15 protein-coding genes are annotated in these 22,654 nt (G+C 72.3%); 7 read left to right on the top strand and 8 right to left on the bottom strand.

All coding sequences use genetic code 11. The annotated features are described in order from the left end of the window. Positions 1–20 precede the first annotated feature (20 nt). Entirely contained in the window at positions 21–3,689 is a 3,669-nt protein-coding gene (locus ACSLTV_RS33635; RefSeq protein ID WP_435613512.1) for an SDR family NAD(P)-dependent oxidoreductase, read from the top strand. Between the two features lie 202 nt (positions 3,690–3,891). Here ACSLTV_RS33635 and ACSLTV_RS33630 read toward each other — a convergent pair whose 3' ends face one another. The 7 genes from ACSLTV_RS33630 to ACSLTV_RS33600 all read right to left on the bottom strand — a co-directional run bounded on the left by ACSLTV_RS33630 (position 3,892) and on the right by ACSLTV_RS33600 (position 15,887). Continuing rightward, positions 3,892–4,458 carry a LuxR C-terminal-related transcriptional regulator gene (locus ACSLTV_RS33630; RefSeq protein WP_432139706.1) on the bottom strand — a complete coding sequence of 189 codons (567 nt, stop codon included), beginning with the start codon at positions 4,456–4,458 and terminating at the stop codon, positions 3,892–3,894. A 486-nt stretch (positions 4,459–4,944) separates the two neighbouring features. After that, positions 4,945–7,839: an AAA family ATPase gene (locus ACSLTV_RS33625; RefSeq protein ID WP_435613510.1), complete on the bottom strand. Its 2,895-nt coding sequence runs from the start codon at positions 7,837–7,839 to the stop codon at positions 4,945–4,947. A 405-nt stretch (positions 7,840–8,244) separates the two neighbouring features. Further along, positions 8,245–8,373 (bottom strand): hypothetical protein, encoded by a 129-nt coding sequence (locus ACSLTV_RS33620; RefSeq protein WP_432139704.1) that lies wholly within the window; start codon positions 8,371–8,373, stop codon positions 8,245–8,247. Between the two features lie 548 nt (positions 8,374–8,921). Continuing rightward, positions 8,922–11,723 (bottom strand): ATP-binding protein, encoded by a 2,802-nt coding sequence (locus ACSLTV_RS33615; protein ID WP_435613509.1) that lies wholly within the window; start codon positions 11,721–11,723, stop codon positions 8,922–8,924. Between the two features lie 248 nt (positions 11,724–11,971). Beyond that, positions 11,972–13,381, bottom strand: a complete 1,410-nt coding sequence (locus tag ACSLTV_RS33610; RefSeq protein WP_435613508.1) for an acyltransferase — start codon at positions 13,379–13,381, stop codon at positions 11,972–11,974. A gap of 7 nt (positions 13,382–13,388) precedes the next feature. Continuing rightward, positions 13,389–14,609 carry a cytochrome P450 gene (locus ACSLTV_RS33605; protein WP_432158691.1) on the bottom strand — a complete coding sequence of 407 codons (1,221 nt, stop codon included), beginning with the start codon at positions 14,607–14,609 and terminating at the stop codon, positions 13,389–13,391. Positions 14,610–14,663: 54 nt separating this feature from the next. Then, positions 14,664–15,887: a cytochrome P450 gene (locus ACSLTV_RS33600; protein ID WP_432158690.1), complete on the bottom strand. Its 1,224-nt coding sequence runs from the start codon at positions 15,885–15,887 to the stop codon at positions 14,664–14,666. A gap of 309 nt (positions 15,888–16,196) precedes the next feature. Here ACSLTV_RS33600 and ACSLTV_RS33595 point away from each other — a divergent pair, with 309 nt between their 5' ends. The 4 genes from ACSLTV_RS33595 to ACSLTV_RS33580 all read left to right on the top strand — a co-directional run bounded on the left by ACSLTV_RS33595 (position 16,197) and on the right by ACSLTV_RS33580 (position 19,562). Then, entirely contained in the window at positions 16,197–16,406 is a 210-nt protein-coding gene (locus tag ACSLTV_RS33595; RefSeq protein ID WP_432139699.1) for a ferredoxin, read from the top strand. Positions 16,407–16,447: 41 nt separating this feature from the next. Then, on the top strand, positions 16,448–17,695 hold the full coding sequence (locus tag ACSLTV_RS33590) for an activator-dependent family glycosyltransferase (RefSeq protein WP_435613507.1): 1,248 nt from the start codon (positions 16,448–16,450) through the stop codon (positions 17,693–17,695). Between the two features lie 77 nt (positions 17,696–17,772). Then, positions 17,773–18,777 (top strand): dTDP-glucose 4,6-dehydratase, encoded by a 1,005-nt coding sequence (gene rfbB, locus ACSLTV_RS33585; protein WP_432139697.1) that lies wholly within the window; start codon positions 17,773–17,775, stop codon positions 18,775–18,777. Next, positions 18,771–19,562, top strand: coding sequence for an AfsR/SARP family transcriptional regulator (locus ACSLTV_RS33580; RefSeq protein WP_432139696.1), 792 nt, complete (start codon positions 18,771–18,773; stop codon positions 19,560–19,562). Before rfbB ends, ACSLTV_RS33580 begins: the two co-directional genes overlap by 7 nt. A gap of 23 nt (positions 19,563–19,585) precedes the next feature. Here ACSLTV_RS33580 and ACSLTV_RS33575 read toward each other — a convergent pair whose 3' ends face one another. Beyond that, positions 19,586–20,587, bottom strand: coding sequence for an NAD-dependent epimerase/dehydratase family protein (locus ACSLTV_RS33575; RefSeq protein ID WP_435613506.1), 1,002 nt, complete (start codon positions 20,585–20,587; stop codon positions 19,586–19,588). Positions 20,588–20,788: 201 nt separating this feature from the next. On the opposite strand from ACSLTV_RS33575, the gene ACSLTV_RS33570 reads away from it, so the two are divergent. Next, positions 20,789–21,382 carry a dTDP-4-dehydrorhamnose 3,5-epimerase family protein gene (locus ACSLTV_RS33570; protein ID WP_432139694.1) on the top strand — a complete coding sequence of 198 codons (594 nt, stop codon included), beginning with the start codon at positions 20,789–20,791 and terminating at the stop codon, positions 21,380–21,382. Positions 21,383–21,432: 50 nt separating this feature from the next. Next, positions 21,433–22,647 carry a macrolide family glycosyltransferase gene (locus ACSLTV_RS33565; protein ID WP_432158688.1) on the top strand — a complete coding sequence of 405 codons (1,215 nt, stop codon included), beginning with the start codon at positions 21,433–21,435 and terminating at the stop codon, positions 22,645–22,647. Positions 22,648–22,654 lie beyond the last annotated feature (7 nt).

Here is a 22,654-nt window from a genome sequence, read left to right as displayed (position 1 = left end):
CGGACGAGCCGTCCTCGCATGTGGACTGGTCGTCGGGAGCGGTGCGGTTGCTGACCGAGCAACGGGCGTGGCCGGACGCGGATCGTCCGCGCAGGGCGGGTGTGTCGTCGTTCGGTCTGAGCGGGACCAACGCCCACGTCATCCTCGAACAGGTTCCGGACGACGCAAGGCATCTTGATCCCGTCGCTGGTGAAGAAGGGGTACTGCTGCCTTGGATCCTGAGCGGCCGTAGCGAGGCGGCCCTCCGCGCGCAGGCCGGCCGACTGCTTGCGGCCCTCAAGGAGCGAAGCGACGGTGCGTCCGTCCGGATGGCCCACGCTCTGGCCACAACCCGGGGTCCCTTCGAGCAGCGTGCCGTCGTCCTCGCTTCCACCCACCAGGAGCTTGCCGGGGAACTGCAGAACCTCCAGTTGGGTGAGGCGGGGCTTCGCACCGTCGTTGGTGAGGTACGAGGCGGTGGCCGCACGGCGTTTCTGTTCTCGGGTCAGGGTGCGCAGCGGCCGGGGATGGGGCGTGAGTTGTATGAGGCTTTCCCGGTGTTCGCGGAGGCGTTCGACGCGGTGTGCGGGCATGTCGGGGAGGAGTTGCGGGAGGTCGTCTTCGGCGCGGACGCTGAGCGGCTGCACCGCACCGAGTGGACGCAGCCGGCGCTGTTCGCGCTCGAAGTCGCGCTGTTCCGTCTGGTGGAGTCGTTCGGGGTGCGTCCGGACTTCCTGATCGGGCATTCGATCGGTGAGATCGCTGCTGCGCATGTGGCGGGGGTGATGTCGCTTGAGGACGCGTGTGCTCTGGTGGTGGCGCGTGGCCGGCTGATGCAGCAGCTGCCCGCTGGTGGGGTGATGGTGGCTGTGGAGGCGGCGGAGGCGGAGGTGGTGCCGCTGCTGGAGGGTCGTGGCGGTGAGGTGTCGCTCGCGGCGGTCAACGGTCCGCGGTCCGTGGTGATCGCCGGTGTCGAGGCGGCGGTGGAGGAGGTGGCTTCGACGCTGAGGGAGCAGGGCCGCCGCACCACCCGTCTGCGGGTCTCGCACGCTTTCCACTCGCCGTTGATGGAGCCGATGCTCGACGCCTTCCGCGAGGTGGCCGAGCGTATTGCTTACGTGCCCCCGGTCATTCCGGTCGTGTCCAATCTGAGCGGACAGCTCGCCACCGGCGAGGAGTTGGCGTCGTCCGGCTACTGGGTCCGTCACGTCCGTGACACCGTCCGCTTCGCCGACGGCATCACCGCACTGAACGCCCACGGCGTGACGCGTTTCCTGGAGATCGGCCCCGACGGCACCCTCACCGCCCTCACCCGGAACTGCACCCCGGACGACAGCCCCGCCCTCCTCACACCCACCCTCCGCAAGGACTCCCCGGAACACCCGGCCGTACTCCGTGCGATGGCCCTGCTCCACGTGAACGGAGCAGTGGTCGACTGGGCCACCGCCCTGCCGCCCGCCGCTGCGGACGCCCCGCCGGTGGACCTGCCCACCTACGCCTTCCAGCGCACGCGCTTCTGGCCCACGGTCGCCGCGCGCACGGTGGCACCGGCCGCAGGATCCGCCGCCGAGGGCGACGCGTCGTTCTGGTCGATGCTGGAGCGGCGGGGAGCGGAGGAGGTGGCGGAGACACTCGGGGTGGATGAGGACGCGCTCGGTTCGGTTCTCCCCGCCCTGTCGGACCTGCGCCGCGACCATGTGGACCGCGCCGCAGTGAACGGCTGGCGCTACCGTGTCGAGTGGGAGCCGTTGGAGCTGCCGCTCCAACGTGCCCTCCCGGGCCGCTGGCTGTTGCTTCAAGGGCCCGGTGCCGCTGCCCCTGTGCCGGGGCTCGAGCGGTTCGTCCCGGGGCTGGAGCGGCTCACCTGCGATGTTCTGGGCAGGGAGGCGCTCGCCCGCGCGCTGGAGCAGGCCTTCGACGGGGGCGCGCCGGCCGGTGTGATCTCCTGTCTGAACCTGCCCGCGTCCCACACGGGAGAGGCAGCGTCCGTGGCCGAGCCGCATTCCGGAGTGATCGGCACGATGACACTCGTCCAGGCACTCGGCGACATCGGAGCGTCGGCACCGGTGTGGGTCTTCACCCAGGCCGGTTTCGGACCCGACCGCGTACCCGGCGATCCGGCGCAGGCCGCCGTCTGGGGATTCGGCCGAGTGGCGGCCTTGGAGCACCCGGAACGCTGGGGCGGTCTCGTCGACCTGAGTCCCCAGCCGGGGCACGACGAACTGGCCGCGGTCGTCGCGTTGTTGGCGCACGGTGACGAGGACCAGGTGGCGGTGGCCGGCGCTGCGGTCCATGCCCGTCGGTTGCGTCCCGCATCGCTGCCCGCATCGACGACGGCGCCGCCCCTGGGCGGCGACGACAGCAGTGTTCCTCGGCGTCTCCTGGTCACCGGTGGCACCGGTGCTCTCGGGGTGCGGGTCGCAGAATGGTTCGCCGGGCGGGGGACCAGGGAGGTAGTGCTCGCCAGCCGAGGCGGTGCGGACGTCGATGGGGCGGCCGGCACGGTCGCCCGGGTGGAGGCGGCGGGCGCGGAACGCGTCGAGGTGGTCTCGTGCGACGTTGCCGACCGCGCCCAGGTCGCCGCATTGCTCGACGCCCACCAGGTCGACGGCATCGCCCACGTGGCGGGTGTGCTGGACGTCGAGCCGATCGACACGACGACGCCCGCTCAGGTCGAGTGGGCCATGGCCGCGAAGGCCCAAGGCACCCTTCACCTGGAGGAGCTGACGCGGAACCGGGACCTCAGCGTCTTCGTCGTTTTCTCGTCGATCGCCGGTGTATGGGGGAGCGGCGGGCAAGCCGCGTACGCGGCCGCGAACGCGGTGGCCGACGCGGTCGTGGAGGCGCGCCGTGCTCGCGGGGCGGTGGGCGTTTCGGTGGCCTGGGGGCCCTGGGCGGGCGGCGGGATGGTCTCGGACGTGGGCGCGGAGGAACTGGAGCGCCGTGGTCTGCGCACAATGGAACCCAGGCGTGCCCTCCTGGGGCTGGAATCGGCGCTGGCCGGGAGCGACGGCACGGTGGTCATGGCCGATGTGGAGTGGGATCGCTTCGTACCGGCGTTCACCAGTCGCCGTCCCGCTCCCTTCCTGACCGGTCTTCCGGGGGCTGCGCGGGTGTCGGACGGGACCGACACCGTGGGGGCGGAACCCGGTTCCGCGGCGGGGCGGCCCGCTCTGGTCGAGCAGGTGGCCACGCTGTCGCCGCAGGGGCGTGCGGAAGCCCTTCTCGGCCATGTCCGGAGGGCCGCCGCCAGGGCCCTCGGACATGCCGACATCGGTGGCGTAGGCGCCGACCGGGCCTTCCGCGACATGGGGTTCGACTCGCTCACCGCAGTGGAACTGCGCAACACTCTGATCAAGGACACCGGTCTGCCGCTGCCGACGACCCTGGTCTTCGACCACCCCAGTCCGGCTGCCCTGGCGCAGCACCTGGACGCCGAACTCTCCGGCGGGGGCGGGACCGTGACGACCATGCTGGCCGACCTGGAGAGCAGCGTCGTCCGCATCATGCGGGCCGGCCTCGACCAGGACGTCCGCACGCTGCTCGGCGCCAGGCTCAAGGCGCTCCTGGGTGAGATCGAGGAGGACGGCGGCGACGGCGACGAGGACGGCACTGGAGCGGCGGACGGCGGCCCGTCGCTCGGCGACCGGCTGGAAGGGGCCAGTGACGAGGAGCTGTTCGACCTCATCAGCCGCGAACTGGAGCAGTAGCGGCGCCGACCGGCCCGCGCGCGGCCGCCACTCGGCCGGCGGAGACCGGTCTTGTACCGGGGCGGATGCCCCGTACATGGCCGGGCGGCCGTACCGACAGGTTCGGTACGGCCGCCGGGCCCTCGCGGGGCGGTTGCGGCGTCGGCCGCGAGGAGCCGTGCTGCCCCGTCCGGGTGGGTAGCCCGCCGGGGTTGGGACGCTGCTACTTGATGAAATCCGGCAGCACCCGTGGTGGCCACTGGCCGACCGACAGCATGCCCATGGAGTGGGCACGCGCCACAAGAGCCGCCCGGTTCGGGGCCTTGAGCTTTCGCAGCATGAGACCGACGTGGTACTCGACGCCCTGTCGGCTCAGGTAGAGCCGACTGGCGAGCTGCACCGTGGAGGCACCGCTGGCTACACCTTCCAGGACCTGCGCGTCGAGCTTGCTCAGCAGCCGGTCCTTGGGGTTGACGACGCCCTCGTCGGCGTCCGCTCCGGTCACCGCGTCGTCCGGCCGCACCTGCACCACGATGCCGGACACAAGCCCGGTGGTGTTCTGGACGGCGATGCCCGTCAGCTCTCCCGAGAAGGCCCGGCCCTCGTCCCCCAGGCCGACCATGCGTGAGGCGAAGCGAGTGCAGCGCCCCTGCGAAAGCCGGTTGAAGTGTCGTTTGAGTACCGAGGGGGAGCTGGGGTGGAGAAGCTCATAGAGATTCCGTCCGCAGACGTCGGCGGAGGTGCGGCCGAACGGCACGGAGAAATCGGGCTCCGCCGCGACAATGTGCATGTCGGTGTCGATGTGCGCCGTGTACAGGCGGCGATTGGCCTCGATGTGTGGCCGGCCATCATGCTGTGTCCGTTGAGGGGCCGAGGAAGTGTGCGGAGCCGCCCCCCTGTCTCTGTTGTGCCAGGGGCCTGCTATTCGCGTGGTCACTGCGACGCACCGTCTTTCTGGATTCAACTGTGGGGGATTGCCACCCGTGGGCGGTTCTCTTGGCCGGCTGGTCGGGCCTGCCTGTCCGGGGTCGTGGTCGATGCCCCCTCATGAGCGCCTTGGGTACCTGCGGGTGAGCCTAGGAATGCGTCCGCAGACGGGTCAAGCAAACTTTTGCGTGGCTCCAAAACACTGTGGTTCGGTGGTTCGGTGGTTCGGCGGGGGAGAACGGAGAGGGATCTCTCGGACGGTCGGTGTCCCGTCCGAGAGAGCCCACTCGCTCCGGCTGCAGCCGGTTCCGGCCGGGTATCGGTTTTCGATGCCCGGCAGGCGCCCGGTTCAGGCCAACTGTCCTCCGTCGAGCCTCTTCAACGCTGTGCCCAGTTCGGGGCGTCCGGAAATGCCGAGTTTCCGGTACGCGTTGGTGAGGTGCTTCTCCACCATGCGGGAGGACGTGCCCAGTTGGCCGGATATTTCCGAGTTGCTGAGTCCGGTCGCGGCGAGCCGGGCGACTTTGCGCTCCGACGGCGTGAGCCGCTTGCCGGACGTTCCCGTTTTCCCCGTTTCTTTCCCTGATATCCCGCGTACCTTTTCGGCCAGCTCGGGCATGTCGTGTTCCTCGAGCAGCTGCCGGGCCCGTTCGAGGGCGGAGGTTCTCCTGCCCGGTCTGACTTCCCGACGCACGGCCAGAGCGTACAGGGCTCGGCACAGATCGTAGTTGTTGCTGCCCTTCTCCAGCAGCGTGACAGCTTCCTCGAGCACCTCGGTACCCCGCTGCCCGGGGGTGACCCTGCCCAACACGATCAGGGAGCGGCCCAGTCTGGTGTCGGAGCCCCAGGCGCGGTACCTGCCGACCTCCAGCTCCGCGGCGGCCACGGCCTCCTGGTGTTCGCCGAGACGGTGGTGCATCAGGGCTACGCACGAGGACCACGGCAGGACGACCGGGTTGAGCCAGCCGATCCCCTCCGTGTGCCGGCCCGCCGTCCGGTAGTGATCGAGGGCGGCCCGCGGCTCGTCGCGCCGGGCCGCGAGCGAGCCGCGCGCGACGTGCAGCAGCGCCGCCAGGTGCTGGTTCTCGGCGTGCAGCCGGTGCTGGACGAGTATCTGTTCCGCCAGCTCCGGTCGGCCGGTGTTCATGGCGACGATCGCGAGGACGGCCGCACACACGGTCGGCAGTCCGCTGGTCTCCGGGCCCGCGAGGGCGTCGGCCTGGATGACCTTTGCCTGGGCGTAGGCCCGGTGCCCGTCGGCGAGCGCCACCAAGGCCTGCTCACAGCGGATGACGGCCTGCTCCACGTCACCGCCCCGGCGCTGGGCGAGCCTGTTGGCCTCGCGGAGCCAGTTCGCCGCACCCTCCACCTGCCCGGCACCGGAGAGGATGTTCACGGCCAGTGGCACAGTGGTGTGGACGTGTTCGGGAGTGGGAGGCTCCTGCTCCAGGAGCCGGGTGCACAGCCCCGTCAGCTGGTCCGCCGGGACGGCGTTGGCGACGAAGGCGATGTGCATCAGGGAAGTGACCAGTTCCCGTTCTCCCGTGGTGGCCAGCCGGGGGGAGGGTCCCAGATCGCGGAAGCGGCGCAGCGCACGCCGGATGTGCTCGGGGTCCTGCGCCGACAGGATGTGCTCGCGGGCCTCCAGCCTCAGCGCCAGCTCCCGTTCCACCCAGTCCCCGCTGCCCGACCGGCCCAGCTCCTCGGCGACGGCGGCCCGGATGGTGTCGATGCGGAAGGCGGGCGGGTCCATCTGCAGAGGCCCCAGCCGCGCGACCACGTCCGCCCGCTCCCGCACGGAGTCGAAGAGCGGAACGGCTTCGACGACGTGCCGCAGTGAGGCGGCGGTGGCGAAGCTGCGCTCGGCGGTGGCGAGGTCGATCAGCAGCACGGCCCGGTCGCGTCCGGACAGGGAGGAGTCCAGCAGCGCCCGCCGCAGGTAGCGTGCCGCGTCCCGGGGGGAACCGCGGCGCAGGGCGCTGTCCGCGGCGGTCCGCAGGATGCCCACCGCCTCCGGTCCGTGCAGACTGATCGCGCCCATCAACTGCTCCGCGGCGAGTTCCGCCGGGTGCCCGGTACGGTGGAGCAGCTCGGCCGCGACCCCGCGCATGGCGGTACGCTCCTCGGCGGGCATGTGCTCTTCGAGCAGGTCACACAGCACCGTCCCCGACGTGAGCCGGCAGTCCCTCGGGCCGACGAGACCGGCACGGCGCAGCACCTCGATCGCCTCCGTCAGCCCCACGGCGTCGAGTTCGGCGAGGTGCGCCACGAACGGGGCTTCCGCGGCCGTGCCGAGTACGGTCAGGGCGTAGGCGGCGCGGCGCACATGGTCCGGCTGCGACCGGAAGAACGCGTCGAGACGCTGCCGCGCACGCTCGGGCCGCAGCGTCGCGGCGACGGCCGCGTGCGCCGCCGTGGGGCGCAGCCGCAGGTAGTGTGCCTCGTCCAGCACCGTCCGCAGCAGCAGGGGATTGCCGCCGGAACGCGCCGACACGGTCTCCACGAACACCGCCTCCGACGGCTCCCGTAAAGCCTGCTCCACCAATAGGCGGACGCTGTCGATGCCCAGCGCGGACAGCTCCAGCGTCCGGTGGTGAGGGTGATCGGCGCACGCGCACGGACCCGGGTCGGTGAACGGTCCCGCCGTGCAGGTGGACGGCGCGAGAAGATCCCGTACGTGCTGCCGGTTGCCGTGCACGTCACCGGGGAGCACGGAGAACACGAAGAGGATCGGCCGCCGTGCGCACTGCGCGAGAGGCAGCGCGAGCGCCTGCAGTGACTCGGTGTCGGCCCACTGGAGGTCGTCCACCATGAGGACCACCGGCCGGTCCTCGGTGATGGAGCCGAGGAGCGCCGCCAGCCAGCGGGGCGCCTGCTCCCAGGTGAGCGCGGACCACGGGGGGCGCCCGGCGTCCGGGTCGTCCGGCGGGAGCGCGGTCGACGTGCCGTCGGGAAGCAGTGCGGTGGCCTTGTGCAGCCAGCGCGCGAAGTCCTCACGCGGAGCGATCGCCCGCAGCGAGTCAACCAACTGCCGTACGACTCCCAGCCGGAAGCACTCCTCGGCCGCCGACGCCTGGGCCTTGAGCAGCAGCAGTCCCCGCTCGCGTGTCAGGTCGGACACGGAGCCGAGGAAAGCGGAGCGGCCCACGCCCATCGGGCCCTGGACGACCAGCGACGAACCCTGTCCTTCCTCGGCGCGGCGCAGCGCGGCGGCGGCCTGCGCCAGTGCCGACTCGCGTTCCAATAACACGATGGTGGTTCTCCCCCCTGGAGTCACTCATGCCTGATGAACTCCCGTAGGCACAAACAAAGTTCCTTGAAAGCCTGAGTGCTCAGCAGGCCACAGCCAAGGGCGGAAAAGCAAGGGAAGAGGAAAACGGGCAGAGAAACCACATCGAGGGTGTGCACCGGGAATTCGCGGGTCACGGGTCTGGTGTGAGTGACGGCTCAGTCACTCACACCGGCCGGTGGCCCCGGTGTAGATCATCGGGCGGGTCGGGTTCCCAAGGGATGCCGGTTCCGCCGCGCTCTCGGCCCGGCCTCGCCTGCGAGATCGCCGGTATCGTGCCGATGGCACTGCGCTGTGACCAGCGGCCCGGCAGGCGGCAACGGGACGCATCGCACCACCGCCGCCCTGCTGGACGGCTCCCTAGATACGCACCCGGCGCCTACGGGGCACGGCGAACCGGAAGAACTCCTCCGGCAGCCGCACGTGCCACCGCCTGCTCCTGGTCTCCTTCGCCGACGACGAGGGACGGCTGATCTGGGTCTGCGCCACACGTCCCGGACGCACCTCGGAGGTCACCGCCTCCGGTCACGGCACGCTCACCAGCCTCTCCTGAGCAAGGTGCGCACCGCCCCGAAAGGGGTGACCATGCTGGTCAGAGCCCTGCTGGTCCTGACGAACCGCGAAGCCGCCCGCCGGCCGACGACCGTGACCGAAGTCATCCGCCCGTGACCAGCGCGAGCCTCCTGAGTCTCACGCACACCAAACCATGGCCTGCAACCCCACGTTCCACAGTGCTCGTTGTGTGCCGCCGCTCCGGTGGCACGGCTCTGTGCAGTGGCACGGCGTGCCAGATGAGGCGGAGTCCCGGAGGAAGTGTGCTTCATTCCTGTGAAGGGCTTGTCACGGGAATGGGTCGTGAGCCGCCCGGGACCGGTCCTCCATTGTTCACTGAATTGTGAGAACGGTTTCATTCCGCGCCTCATTGGCGCGGACGTTTTTTGACTTGAGGTCAGTTTTCCGGCGGTCGTCATTGCCGGGGAATGGACGGATCTCCGACACCCAACAACGGCATGCGCGGGGAACGGCGTCCCGGACGGTCACGTCCCCTGTGCCGCCGTGCCGGTGTCCGACGCCGCCAGGGCGTCCCGCAGCTCCCGCCGCCCCGACAGCCCCAGCTTGCGGTACACCGAGGTCAGGTGGACCTCCACCGTCCGCTGAGTGACGAAGAGCCGCTCGGCGATCCACGCGTTGGTCCTGCCGTCCGCTGCCAGGCGGGCCACCTGGGTCTCGCTGTGCGTAAGGGCCGGCAAGCCGCGGGAGACCGGACGGCGCGGGCGTGCGCCCGTGGCGAGCAGGGCCCGGTGGGCCGCCTTGTGCAGCGACCGGGAGCCGACGGCGTACGCCTCCTCCCAGCCCTGACGCAGAACCTCACGGGCCGCCTTGTTGTATCCGAGCCGGTGCAGCAACTTCCCCCGAGCGACCCGCACCCGTGCCCGTATCAGCGCCGCCTCTGTGCCTGCCAGCACCTGCTCGGCCTCCTCCAGCAGCGGCGGCCGCTCGTCGTCACCGACCGCCTCCGCCCACAGCTCAAGACCCGTCCCCAGGGCGCACGGCAGGTGTGCGGCACGGGCGCGGCCGACGGCCTCCTCCGCCAGCGCGAGGGCCGCACGTCGGTCGCCGAGCGCGAGACGGGTGAGCCCGGCCCAGTACCACCACGGCGAGACGGCCGGACTGATGCGCCGCCACTGCGCCTCCCTGCGTCCGCACTCCTCGAGGTGGGCCAGGGCGCGTTCGGGGTCGTTCTTCGCCAGGTGCAGTCGGCCACGCGCGCAGAGCACCTCGTTCCACTGCCACGCGTCGTCCTGAGCGTCGGGTATCTCCGCCTCCAGACGTGAGGCTTCCGCCAGGTCACCCCGGTCGAGCAGGGTGTGCAGCCGCACCGCGAGCGGCTGTGCCTGGTGCGCGGCGGCCCGTGAGACGGCGACGTTCCGCAGAGCGGCGGCGGTGGCCCGCAGTGCCACGTCGAGGGCTCCGAGTCTGTGGTGCGCCTCCGCGCTGAGCGCGAGCAGACTCGGACGGCTCTCGTCGGTCAGCGGGTCGGAGTCCTCCAGTAACTGCCGGTAGACGCGTTCCGCTTCGTGCGGCAGGTCGGCGTACAGGAACGTCAGTCCGGCGGCGCACGGGAAGGGAACGGCATCGGTGGTCGACGAGCCGCGGGCGGTGGCGGTGCGGGCGGCGGCGACGGCCTCGGCGACACGGTCCAGGCGGGTTACGCAGCTCACGGCGCGGGCCGCGAGCAGGGCGCGCTCCCCGACGCTCTCGCCGGACAGCGAGAGGTCGAACGTCACCGTCTCGAGCAGTTCGGCGTAAGCGGCCCGGTTCGCCGAGGCCGCGATCAGCATCTGCGCCTCCATCAGCTGCGCACTCCCCACGCCGGCCGCTGTCGCGTCCGAGCGGTACCGGGACAGCAGCGCCATCGCGCGGGCCACCTGCCCCTGACGGGTGAGCGCCTCGGTGAGGGCACCGAGCGCCGCCGACCGAAGTGCGGGCAGCGAGGCCCGCTCCAGCGCCGACGTCAGGTGGCGGATGCTGGCCCTGGGGTCGACCCGCGTCTCCGCCACGCCCAGCTCGACGAGAAGGGCCGGGTCGCACGCGTCTTCGCTGCCCTCGGGCACACACGGGCGCAGCAGTTCCACCGCCCGGTCCGGCGCGGCACGCAACATCGCCTCGCGGGCCGCCTCCCGCAGCACCGCCCGTGCCCAGGGCTCCGGCACGGTGGCGGCGCGGCACAGGTGCTCCGCCACGTCCGCGGCGCTCGACCCGCTGTCGTGCAGCAGCCGGGCCGCCCGGCCGTGAGCGGAGGTCAGTTCCTCCTCGGACATGTCACCGAGCACGGCGTTGCGCAGCAGAGCGTGGACGAAGGACCACGTCCCGTCGTCGTTCGAGGTCACGAACCCGAGGGAGGTCAGGACCAGCACCGAGCCGACGAAGGCGGTGCTGTCCAGATGGGCCAGCCGCGCGCATGTCTCCGGTGCCGCGCCGTCGCCGAGCACGGCCAGCGAGCGGGCCGCCTGCACGGTGGCCTCCGGCTGCCGGTGCAGCAGGCGCAGCGCACGCGGACGGAAAGCGGGCACGTCGTCCTCGTCCAGGGACGCGAAGTGGGCTGCGGTGAGGGGGAGTTCCTCCTCGCGCAGCCCCGTGAGCAGCCGGGTCACCATCATCGGGTTGCCGTTGGTGGCGGCCAGACAGGACTCCTGGAAGGCGGAGTCCGTCTCCGTCCCGACGAGCCGCCGGGTCAGCAGGCCGATGCCGGATCCGGTGAGCGGCCGGGGCCGCAGTACCTGGCACTGGGGAAGGGCCGCCACCTCGTTCAGGGCCGCGACATGGGCGCCGCTGCACCGCGCGAGCGCGAGGAGCACGGGCAGACCCGTCATCCGGCGTGCGGTGTGGGCGAGGAACCGCAGGGACGCGGCGTCGGCCTCCTCCACGTCGTCGACGGCGATCACCAGCGGGCCGGCCATCGCGGCGGAGCGGACGACCTCGTGCAGTTCGACCAGCACGGCGAAGGAGACACTCAGCGGCAGCCCGGCCGAACCGTCCGCGCTCAGACCGGCCAGCAGGGCGTGTGCGGTGCTCAGCGGGAGGCGGTGTCCCATCTGCCCGGCCCGTGTGTGGACCACGCGCAGGCGCAGGTCATGGGCCTGGTCCAGCAGGGCGTTCAGCAGGGACGTCTTGCCGATGCCGACAGGACCTTCGAACACCACCAGGGCGGGATCGCCCGCCGCAGTGCTCCGGACCAGCCGGGAGATGACGGCGAGTTCGCGTTCGCGCTCCACCAGCTCCGGGTCCGGTCCGCCGGGCAGCCGCTCCCGGGGACTGCTCCCGTGCGCACCGGTCATCGCCCTGTCCTCCCTCCCGGAGCACCGGTGGTGGTCCCGGGACGTGTGTTGCGCGGCCCCAGTGGAGGTTCCGTGATGACCGGTGACCCGTCCCTGCACCTCTTCTGCACGCGTCATCCTGGCTCACCCGAAGCCGACTGGGAAGTCCGCGATCACTGTTGTCCCATAGCGGCGACTTCGTCCCGGGCGTTCCCGACCGGGCCGGTTGCGCGGCGGCGGACGCACGGCGCCCACCCCACCGCTTCCGGTCACGGCCCGATGGGTGATCCGCTGTACACGTGCAGCCGCTCCCGCCACGGTCGAGTGCCGGCCAGGGCGGCGTCGGACTCGGGCAGACACAGGTAGACGTCCCGGCCCCCGTCCCCGTCCGGCGTGGGCGCGATGTGCACCGTCGGCACCGGAAGGTCGGGAAACTCGTACCAGAACGGCCGCCCGGCCCCCAGGTCGATCCGGTACAGCGGGAACTGCGACCAGTTGTTGACCGACACGGACGTCGTCGACACGTCGGGCGCCCGCACGGACATCACATGACGGGAGACCCCCTTGCGCCGGTAGGAGTCGAGGAAGGCGATCTCGTCGCGGATCTTGTCCTCGGTGTTGCTCTCCAGGCAGCGCCGCACATCCCCCGCGACGGAGCCGAGCGGCGACTCGCGCAGCCGGCCCGCCGTGAGCGAGGTCCAGCTGTTGCTCACACAGTTGCCCCAGTACGACGCCGGCAACGCGTCGCCCAGCCGCTGCCGCACGCCGACGATCAGCCCCAGCCACTCGGTCTCCCCGGCCGGGCGCGCTCTCAGCTCACCGAGCACCTGCCACAGATGAGCGGTCAGCGCGTCGTTGGTCGACACCCACGCACCGGGCTCCGCCGGAGTCCGCTGCGCCTCGGCCTTCATCGCGGCGAGCTCCGCCGCGTCGAAGCGCGTCGTGACCGTGGCGAGCTTGTTGATCCCCGCCTTCAGCGTGGTCGCGAGATGCCGGATCCGGCCCGTCCCGACGAACGCCCGGGCTTCCCGCGTCACAGGATCTGCGGACGGCCGGCCCAGGCGGTCCAGTACGTCGCGGTCGTGGTCGGGGCCGTCCCACGGCAGCCCGAGGTGCTCGCGGGACCAGCTCTCCAGGAAGGCGACGGTGCTGCCGCCATCCGCGAGCGTGTGGTTGATGAGCACACCGAGGACCGACCCGCCGCCGGACATCCGCGTCAGCCGGATCTTCAGCAGCGGGGTGTCACGGCCCACCACGCCGAAGGCGCTCACCTCGCGCAGCAGGTTCCCGACGACCGGCTGGGCGCGCAGCCCGTGGCCGTACTCACGCATCCGGTCGGGACAGGACGCCTCGGTGAACCGGACGCCCGCGTCGGCGCACACCACGCTCAGCCCGCCGTCCGCGTCCCGTTCCAGCCGCCCGGACAGCAGCGGGTAGCGGCGCAGCGTGCGCGCCAGGGAGTCGCGCAGCGCCGCGCCGTCGAGCGTGCCGCGGTAGAAGAACGTCAGCGGCGTGTACCACGGGCCGGTGAGCAGGTCGTAGCCGGTGAGCCGCACACGGCGGCCGTCGGCCCGCCCGGCGCGAACGGTGTGCACCCGCTCCACACGGCTGTCGACGACCGTGCGGAAGGCGGGCAGGCCCTTCCTCCCCGCCCGTGCGGCGGTGTTCCTCCGTGCCATGGCGGCCTCAGTCCCAGGCCACGAGCAGTCGGTCGACGCCGTAGTGCACGGCCCGGTCGCGCAGCGGGACCTCCTCGGCCGGTGTCGCCAGCCGCAGCGCCGGGAACCGGTCGAACAGGCGGCGCAGGCCGATCCGCATGCTCGCCCGCGCCAGGTGCTGACCCAGGCACTGGTGCGCCCCGAAGCCCAGCGCGAGATGCTTGCGCGGCACGCGGGTCACATCCAGCCGGTCGGGTTCGTCGAAGACCTCGGGGTCGCGGTTGGCGGCGGGCAGCGACAGGACGACCGTCTGGCCCGCCCTGACGGTGGTGCCGCCCACCTCGACGTCCTCCAGCGCACACCGGCTCGAACCCATCTGCGAGATCGTCAGATACCGCAGCAGTTCGTCCACCGCGCCGGCCTCGTACAGCTCCGGGCGGGCGCGCAGCAGGGCCAGCTGGTCCCGGTGCTCCAGCAGTGCGAAGGTGCTCAGGGCCAGCATGTTCGGGGTGGTGTCGAGGGAACCGCCGAGGGTGAGGACCGCCAGGTTGACCAGCTCGTCCTCGGTCAGTTCGCCGGTCGACGCGAGCCGTCCGAAGAAGTCCGCGCCGCGCTGCGCCATCCGCTCCCGCACCATCGGCCGGATGAGCGCGTCCATCGACTCCACGTGGTGGATGAACTCCTCCAGCGTGTACGTGAGGGTCATCAGCGCGCCGAAGTGCTCCTGGATGCCGTCCATCAGCTCGGGGGAGACGTCCATCAGCGAACACACCGAGCGCAGGCTGACCTTCTCCGCGAAGTCCGTCACCAGGTCGGCGGGGGAGCCCTGGGCGGCCATCTCCTCCAGCGCCCCGTCGACGATCCGCGTCAGCTGCGGCTCGTAGGCCTGGATGCGGCGCAGCGTGAAGTGCCCCGCCAGCAGCCGCCGGTACTTGGTGTGCTCGGGGGCGTCCATCTTCGCGAACGACCCGGGCGGGGATGGCTGCGGCGCGTACTCGGTCATCGGGAACGGCGGGGCGACCACGTGCGCCAGCAGCTCGTTGCGGTGGCTGAAACGCTCGTCGGCGAGAACCTGCCGGACCAGGTCGTGGCGCGTCACCAGCCAGCCCGAGGTGTCCTTGGGCGCCACCTGGAAGGTCACGGGACTGACCGGCTCCTCGGCGCGCAGCCGCGCGTACTCCGCGGGCGGGTCGAACGGGCACCTGCCGCGTTCCGAGGGGATCACGGGCGGACCGGGCCTGGGCTTCATGAAGTCACTCCGTCGGCGAAGGGGAGGGGCGATGTGTGTGCGGAGCACCCGGCTTCAGGCGCGGCGCACCCGCAGCGGCAGGTGACGTGCGCCGAAGACGTTGGTGCCGTGCCAGCTCAGCGGCACCGTGTGGTCGACGCCGATGCGGTCGTACCGGTCGAGCAGAGCCTCCAGCGCGATCCGGCCCTCCAGCCGGGCCAGCGGGGCCCCGATGCAGTAGTGGATGCCGTGCCCGAACGCGGCCTGACGGGAGTTGGGGCGGTCCGGCCGGAACGCGTCGGCGTCCTCGAAGACCCGCTCGTCGCGATTGGCCGACAGCAGCCACAGGTGGACCAGCGTGTCGGGGCCGACCGCCGTTCCCGCCACGGTCGTGTCGGCGGTGGTGACGCGCTCGATCCGGGTGAAGGGCGGACGCAACCGCAGCGTCTCCTCGATCACCGCCGGGATCAGCGAGCGGTCCGAGCGGACCTTCGCCGACAGCTCCGGGTCACGGTCCAGGCAGAGCAGCGCGTTGCCCACGAGCACCGACGTGGTGATGTGCCCGGCGAGCAGCAGCAGGGTCGCGAAGCTCGCGATGTCCTCGTCCTCCAGCCGCTCCCCGTCGACCTCGGCGCCGACCAGCGTGCTCAGCAGGTCGCCGCGCGGTTCCGCGCGCCGGGCCTCGATGAAACCCTGGAGATAGGCGGAGATGGTGACCGCCGTCTCCTCCATCCGGCGCACGCTCTCCGGGTCCTCCGGGTCGGTGGACAGCAACTGGTCCGCCCACCCCTGGAAGCGGTCGCGGTCCTCGGCCGGGACGCCCAGCATGCGGGCGATGACCGTCACCGGCAGCGGATTGGCCAGCGTGTCCACCAGGTCGAAGGCGTCGCCGGGAGCGGCGTCCAGCAGCTGCCCCGTCAGTTCGGTGATCCACGGCTCCAGGCCGGCGATCAGACCCGGCGTGAACGCCTTGCTCACCAGACGGCGCATCTTGCCGTGCAGCGGCGGGTCCAGGAGCAGCAGCGTGCCGCGCGGAGCCTGCTTCTCGCCGCCCGACAGGCGGCCCACCGTGTCCGAGGAGAACGTCGCGGGATCGGCGAGGATCCGCTGCACGTCCGCATGACGGAAGACGTGCACATGGCCGGTGCCGTCGCGCCACACCGGCTGGTCGTCGCGCATCCGGGCCGCCCACGCCAGCAGCGTGGCCCCGCCGTCCGGCTCCACGCCCGGCGGGCGTCGTGGCGAGGAGTCGGACCCGGGCGCCGGGTCGAGCGTGTCCGGGCTGCTGTGCTGCGCCACCCAGGTTCCCCTTTCGCAGATGTCGAACGTTTCGGCTTGGGCACGCGGCGTTCCCGCCGGCCCGGTCACTCCAGCACGGGGGCGCCGGGCCGGGCCAGCGAGGGCCGCGCAGTCTAGGGATTCACCGCGTACTGGCCGTGCCGGCCCCGCCCGGGGCCCCACGCCCCGGCACGGCGTGCGAAGTTCTGGAGGAAACCCCAGTCAGCGGTCGCCGCACGGCCCGACCCCGTCCCGCGCACCGCAAGATGGCCTCGCTCCACCCGCCCCACCCGACCGTCCCACCCGAGCGACGAGCGCACAGGAAACCGCATGGACATCGCGATCGACCACGACAGGTGCATCGGCGCCGGCCAGTGCGCCCTCATCGCCCCCGAGGTCTTCGACCAGGACGACGACGGAATGGCCGTGCTGCTGGTCGACCGGCCCGGCGTCGCGCAGTCCCCCGCCGTGCGGGAGGCCGCCGAGTCCTGCCCGCTGAGCGCCATTTCCGTGGCGGAGGACCGCCCCGGGGCGGCCTGAGCGCCGCCCAGCCCCCACGGACCCGACCAGGAGAGGAACCCATGCGCGTCCTGTTCGCCGGCCTGCCGGAGAAGTCGCACGTCTACACGATGGTGCCGCTGGCCTGGGCCCTGACGGCCGCCGGGCACGAGGTGCTGATGGCCAACGCGCCGTCCCTGAACGGCGCCGTCACCGGCGCGGGACTCGTCGCCGCCCCGGTCGGCACCGACCACGACCTGCACCGCGACATGGCCGTGGCCAGGGACTCCCAGGACGCCGACGTCGCCAACTGGAGCCGCCTCGGGTACGGCGACGTCGACCACGCGAGCCTTGTCGAGCGGTACTCGATCAGCGTCCCGTACGGGTTCGCCCGCTACAACGACCCGATGCTCGACGACCTCGTCGCCCTCGCCCGGGACTGGCGTCCCGACCTCGTCGTCCGCGACCCCATCGCCTACGCGGGCGGCATCGCCGCCCGCGCCTGCGGCGCCGCCCACGCGCGCCTGCTGTGGTGCGCCGACGTCTACGGGCAGGCCCGCCGCACCTTCGTCGAACTCGCCCGGGACATGCCCGAGGACGAGCGGGCCGACCCGCTCGCCGACTGGATCGACGACCGCGGCAGCGCCTACGGAGTGCGCTGCGACGAAGAACTGCTCAACGGCATGTTCACCCTCGACACCCTGCCCGAGAGCCTGCGCCCGGCGAGCGACCTGCGGCAGCTCTCCATGCGGTACGTGCCCTACAACGGCACCGCCCTGCAGGAGGACTGGCTGCGCGAACAGCCCAAGCGGCCCCGGATCTGCGTCACCTTGGGCCGCACCAACACCGAGGCCTACGGCGGCGACTACGTGGACGTCGCCGGCCTGCTGCACGCCCTGTCCCGGCTCGACGCCGACGTCGTCGCCGCGCTCATGCCCGAACAGGCCGGGCAGCTCCACGCCCTGCCCGCCAACGTCCGGGCCGTCAGCGGAGTGGCACTGAGCACCCTGCTGCCCACCTGCTCCGCCGTGGTCCACCACGGCGGCTGGGGCACCTTCTCCACCGCCCTGGTCAACGCCGTGCCACAACTCGCCCTGTCCACCCTCGTCGCCGACCAGGAACTGCGTGGCCGGAGCCTGGAGGACAGCGGCGCGGGGCTCTTCCTGCACCACACCGACGCCGACCCGGACCGAGTGACGCACCTCACTCGGCGTCTTCTGGAGGACCCGTCCTTCACCACCGCCGCACGCCGGCTGCGCGACGAGTCGGCGGCCATGCCCACCCCGCACGCCGTCGTCCCGGAACTCGAACGTCTCACCGCGGCCCGCTGAACCGGCGCACCGCAACCGCACGCCCTGAGGAAGGAGGACGGCGCCGCTCGGTACGCCCGGTGACGCGCCGCACCCCGATGAGTAAGACGCGCATCCTGGTGACCGGCGGGGCCGGCTTCATCGGCTCCCACTACGTCCGCACCCTGCTCGGACCCCTCGGCCCCGACGACGTCACCGTCACGGTCCTCGACGCCTTCACCTACGCGGCCAATGCGGCCAACCTCGATCCGGTCGCCGGATCCGGCCGTTTCCGCCTCGTCGTCGGCGACATCTGCGACCGCGATCACGTCGACCGGCTGATGGCCGAACACGACCAGGTCGTCCACTTCGCCGCCGAGTCGCACGTCGACCGCTCCCTCACCGCCGCCGCCGAGTTCGTCCGCTCCAACGTCCTGGGGACCCAGACCCTCCTGGACGCGGCGCTGCACCACGGCATCGACCGGTTCGTACACATCTCCACCGACGAGGTCTACGGCTCCATCCCCGAGGGCTCCTGCTCCGAGGAGCAGCCCCTGAGTCCCAACTCGCCGTACGCCGCCTCCAAGGCGGCCAGCGACCTCGTCGCCCTGGCCTATCACCGCTCCCACGGCCTGGACGTACGCGTCACCCGCTGCTCGAACAACTACGGGCACCACCAGTTCCCCGAGAAGATCATCCCGCTGTTCGTCACCCGGCTCCTCGCGGGCCGCAAGGTCCCCCTCTACGGTGACGGGCTGAACGTGCGCGACTGGCTCCACGTCGACGACCACATCCGCGCCGTCGAGCTGGTCCGCACCGGCGGCCGGGCCGGCGAGGTCTACAACATCGGCGGCGGCACCGAACTCGACAACCGCGGCCTGACCGGGCTGCTCGTCGAGGCGTGCGGCGCCGACTGGGACAGCGTGGAGTACGTCGCCGACCGCAAGGGGCACGACCGCCGCTACTCCGTGGACTGGCGCAAGGCCCACGTCGAACTCGGCTACAAGCCGCAGAAGGACTTCACCGAGGGACTCGCCGAGACGGTCGCCTGGTACCGGGACAACCCCCACGTCTGGGGCCAGGCGCTCGACCCGGACCGGACGCCCGGGGCCGCGCCGTGCTGACCTGGCGCACCCTCGGCCCGCTACGGGTGTCGGACGGCGGCCGCGACGTCACCCCCACGGCGCCGAAGGTGCGACAGGTGCTGGCCGTCCTCCTCGCCCGCCGCAACCACGTCGTCCCACTGAGCGCGCTGACCACCGAACTCTGGTCCGGGCATCCGCCGCGCAGCGCCACCCCCACCGTCCAGACCTACGCGTACCAGCTGCGCAAGGCACTGCACGGCGGCGAGGACCCCGGGCCCGGCGAGAGCGGCCCACTCGTCACCCGCGCGCACGGATATCTGCTGCGGGTGGCGCCGGGGGAGTGCGACGCGGAGGAGTTCGCCCTGCTCACCGGCCGGGCCCGGTCGGCACTCGCCGACGACGATCCGGCCGGTGCCCTCGCGCTCCTCGACCGGGCCCTGCCGCTCTGGCACGGGCCGCCCTTCACGGACGTCGCGCACGGCCCCGCGCTGCGCGGACACGCCCAGCGGCTGGAGGAACTGCACCTGCGGGCCGAGGAACTGCGCATCACCGCCGGCTTCCGTCTCGGCCGGCATCGCGAACTCGTGGGCGAACTGAAGGAACTCACCTGCACACACCCGCTGCACGAGTGGTTCCAGGGCACCCTCATCATCGCCCTGGAACGGTGCGGCAGGCGCAGCGAGGCACTGGAGGTCTACCAGCGGCTGAGCGCACGGCTGCGGGAGGAGCTGGGCCTGGATCCCTCGCCCGGGCTCCAGCGGCTGCGCCAGCACGTGCTGACCGACCGGGTCAGCACGGCCGACCTCGACCTCCTGCCCGGCTGACCCCTCCGGTCCGCCGCCGCGCCTCACCCACCGGCGGCCGGCCCTTCGTGCCCGGCCGCGGCCCGCCACAGGTCCTCCACCATGTCGCGGGGGGTGCGTCGCGGCTCCCAGCCGAGGACCGTGCGCGCGGCCGAAACGTCCACGGCCATCCAGTCGGCGTCCGGCAGCGAACGCGCGGCCGCCCCCGGCCGCTCCACGAGCCGGGCGGGGCGGCCGCTGATCGAGATGAGCAGGTCCACCATGTCCCGGACCGGCTGCGAGGAGCCGCTCGCGACGTTCACCACCCGCCCGCGGGCCTCCGCGACGCCCACCGCCGCCAGGACGGCGCCCGCCACGTCCTGTGCGTCCACGAAGTCCCGGCTGCTGCGCAGCGGCGACACCCGCACCTCCGCGGCCCGTCCCCGCACCGGACGGTCGAGGAGCTGCGCGGCCACCTGGCCCAGCAGGCTCCCCCGCGGGGTGCCGGCGCCGATCACGTTCGACAGCCGCAGCACCACCGCGTCCGCGGCACCCGTCTCCGCGGCCCGCAGCACCGCCCGGGTGCCGTGGAGCTTGGTGCGCCCGTAGTCCGTGGCCGGTTCCTCCGGAGAGGACTCCGTCAGCCACACCCCGCGGGGCTGCGGCGCGTACTCGTGCACGGACCCCAGCTGCACCAGCCGCGGCCGGTGGCCGGCCGCGGCGAGTGCCGAGAGCAGGCGGTCCACCAGCAGCCGGTTGTTGCGGTGCATCCCTTCGGCGGTACGGGACCACACCTCGCCCGCCGCGTTCACGACGGCCACGGGGCGTTCCGCGTCGATGAGTCCGGCCAGCGCCCCGGGCCCGGCGTCGGCCAGGTCCATCGGGTGGAAGCGCCAGGACGCCGGCGTCTTGCGCGGATGACGGGCCACGGCGTGGATCTCGTGACCGGCCCGCTCCAGGGCGGCGCCCACGTGGCGGCCGACGAACCCGGTCGCCCCGAGAACCACCACGCGGCCGGACCCCCGGTCCGCGGTGTCGGGCAGTCCCAGCGCACCGACCTCCACCATTGCGACTCTCCTCCCGGGCCCGCGCGCGTGCGCCCGTACACCGTGTGCTGCCCCGCGGACACGCGAGTGTGACCCCTCCACTGAAGCAGCCGCCGATCGAGGACCGATCAAGGCACCGTCGAGTGGAGCCGGTCACCGGCCGTCCTCGATCGGTCCTCGATCCCGACGACCTACGGTGGGGCCACCATGAAGGTTCGAGAGATGGCTGTGCCGGACGCCTACCACATCACCCCGCACCAACTCCGTGACGAGCGCGGCAGCTTCTACGAGTCGTTCCGGCACGGCAGGCTGGCCGAGGAGCTCGGCCGTCCCGTGCCCGTGGCGCAGGTGAACTACTCGGTGTCGCGCCGCAGCACCCTGCGCGGCCTGCACGGCACACTGCTGCCGCCGGGACAGGCGAAGGTGGTGTGCGTGGTGCGCGGCGCGGTCCTCGACATCGTCGTGGACCTGAGGGTCGGCTCACCGACCTGGGGCGTGCACGAGGCGAACTGGCTGTCCGCCGAGTCCGGGGACACGCTGTTCGTCGCCGAGGGCCTGGTGCACGGCTTCCTCGCCCTCACCGACGACACCTGCGTGTCGTATCTGTGCTCCACCGAGTTCGTGCCCGGCACCCAGGTGGACATCGACCCCTTCGACCCGGAACTCGACCTGCCCTGGCGCCTGTCGGAGGCACCCCGGATGTCGCGGAAGGACGCGTCGGCGATGTCCGTCGCCGAGGCCCGGGACACCGGCGTGCTGGCCCGCTACGAGGACTGCCTGGCGCACTACGAGGCACTGCGCCGCACCACCCGCTGACCCCTCGGCCGCCCGGCACACCGGGCCGGCCGAACACCCATCGGAGAGCCATGCCGCCCGGCACCCCCACCCCCGCCCGCCACTACGCCCTGCTGCTCTTCGCGGACTTCGGCCACATCGCCCCCACTCTGGCAGTGACCCGCGAACTCATCGCCCGCGGCCACCGCGTCACCTACGTCGTCGACGAGCGGTTCGCTCCACTCGTCGAGGACTGCGGGGCCCGCGCCGTCACCTACACCTCCGCGCGCGGCGAGTTCTACCGCAGCGCCGACCCGAGCCCCGACCGGCTCGCCCGCGACGGCTACGACCTCCTGGTCGACACCGTCCGCACCGTCTTCCCCACGGCACGCGACGCCCTCGCCGCCGACCCGCCCGACGTGCTGCTCTACGACTTCGAGACCGTCGCCGCCGGCAGGGTCGCCGCGCGCGTCCTGGACGCCGTGCCGGTGCAGGTCTGCCCGAGCCACGCGGCCAACGAGAAGTTCTCCCTGCGCGCCCAGCTGTGGGACCCCGGGCACCCGCTGATGGCGGAGGGCGCCAGAGTGCTCGTGGACTTCATGGGCGGACACGGCATCGGCCCGCAGGAGATGGGCCGCTACGGCACCGAGTGGGACGAGCGCAACCTGGTCTTCCTGCCCCGCGCCTTCCAGATCGAGGGGGACGGCTTCGACGAGCGGTTCGCCTTCGTGGGCCCCGCCTTCACCGAGCCCGGCCCCGGTCTGTGGTCGCCGCCCAGCGACGGGCGGCGGATCGCCCTCGTCTCGCTGGGCACGGAGTCGGGGGACCGCGGCGGGCTCTTCCGGCTGTGCGCCGAGGCGTTCCCCGCCGACGCGTGGCACGTCGTGATGACCCTCGGCCGGGACACCGATCCCGCGCTCCTGGGGCCGCTGCCGGCCCATGTCGAGGCCCACTCCTGGCTGCCGCACCCCGCCGTACTGCCGCATGCCGACGTGTTCGTGTGCCACGCCGGCATGGGCAGCCTGATGGAGTCCCTGGCTTACGGAACGCCCGTGGTCGCCCTGCCTCACGCACACGAACTGGTACTGAGCGCACAGCGGTTGGAGGAGTGCGGGGTGGGCCGCTCGCTGCCCCGGGCCGGTCTGACCGCCCGGAGCCTGACGGACACGGTGGCCGGGCTCCTCGGCGACCCGGCGGCGCCGGCCGCCCTGGCCCGCATGCGGGAGGCGGTACGGCAGGCGGGTGGCGCGCCCCGCGCCGCGGACCTGCTGGAGGCCTGGGCCGCGCGGTCCCCCGCGGCGGGCTGAGCGGCGG

The organism is Streptomyces sp. bgisy159 (assembly GCF_965341775.1).
GTDB lineage: Bacteria > Actinomycetota > Actinomycetes > Streptomycetales > Streptomycetaceae > Streptomyces.
The sequence above is the reverse complement of the archived record's forward strand: the minus strand, read 5'-3'. Positions and strand labels throughout refer to the sequence as shown.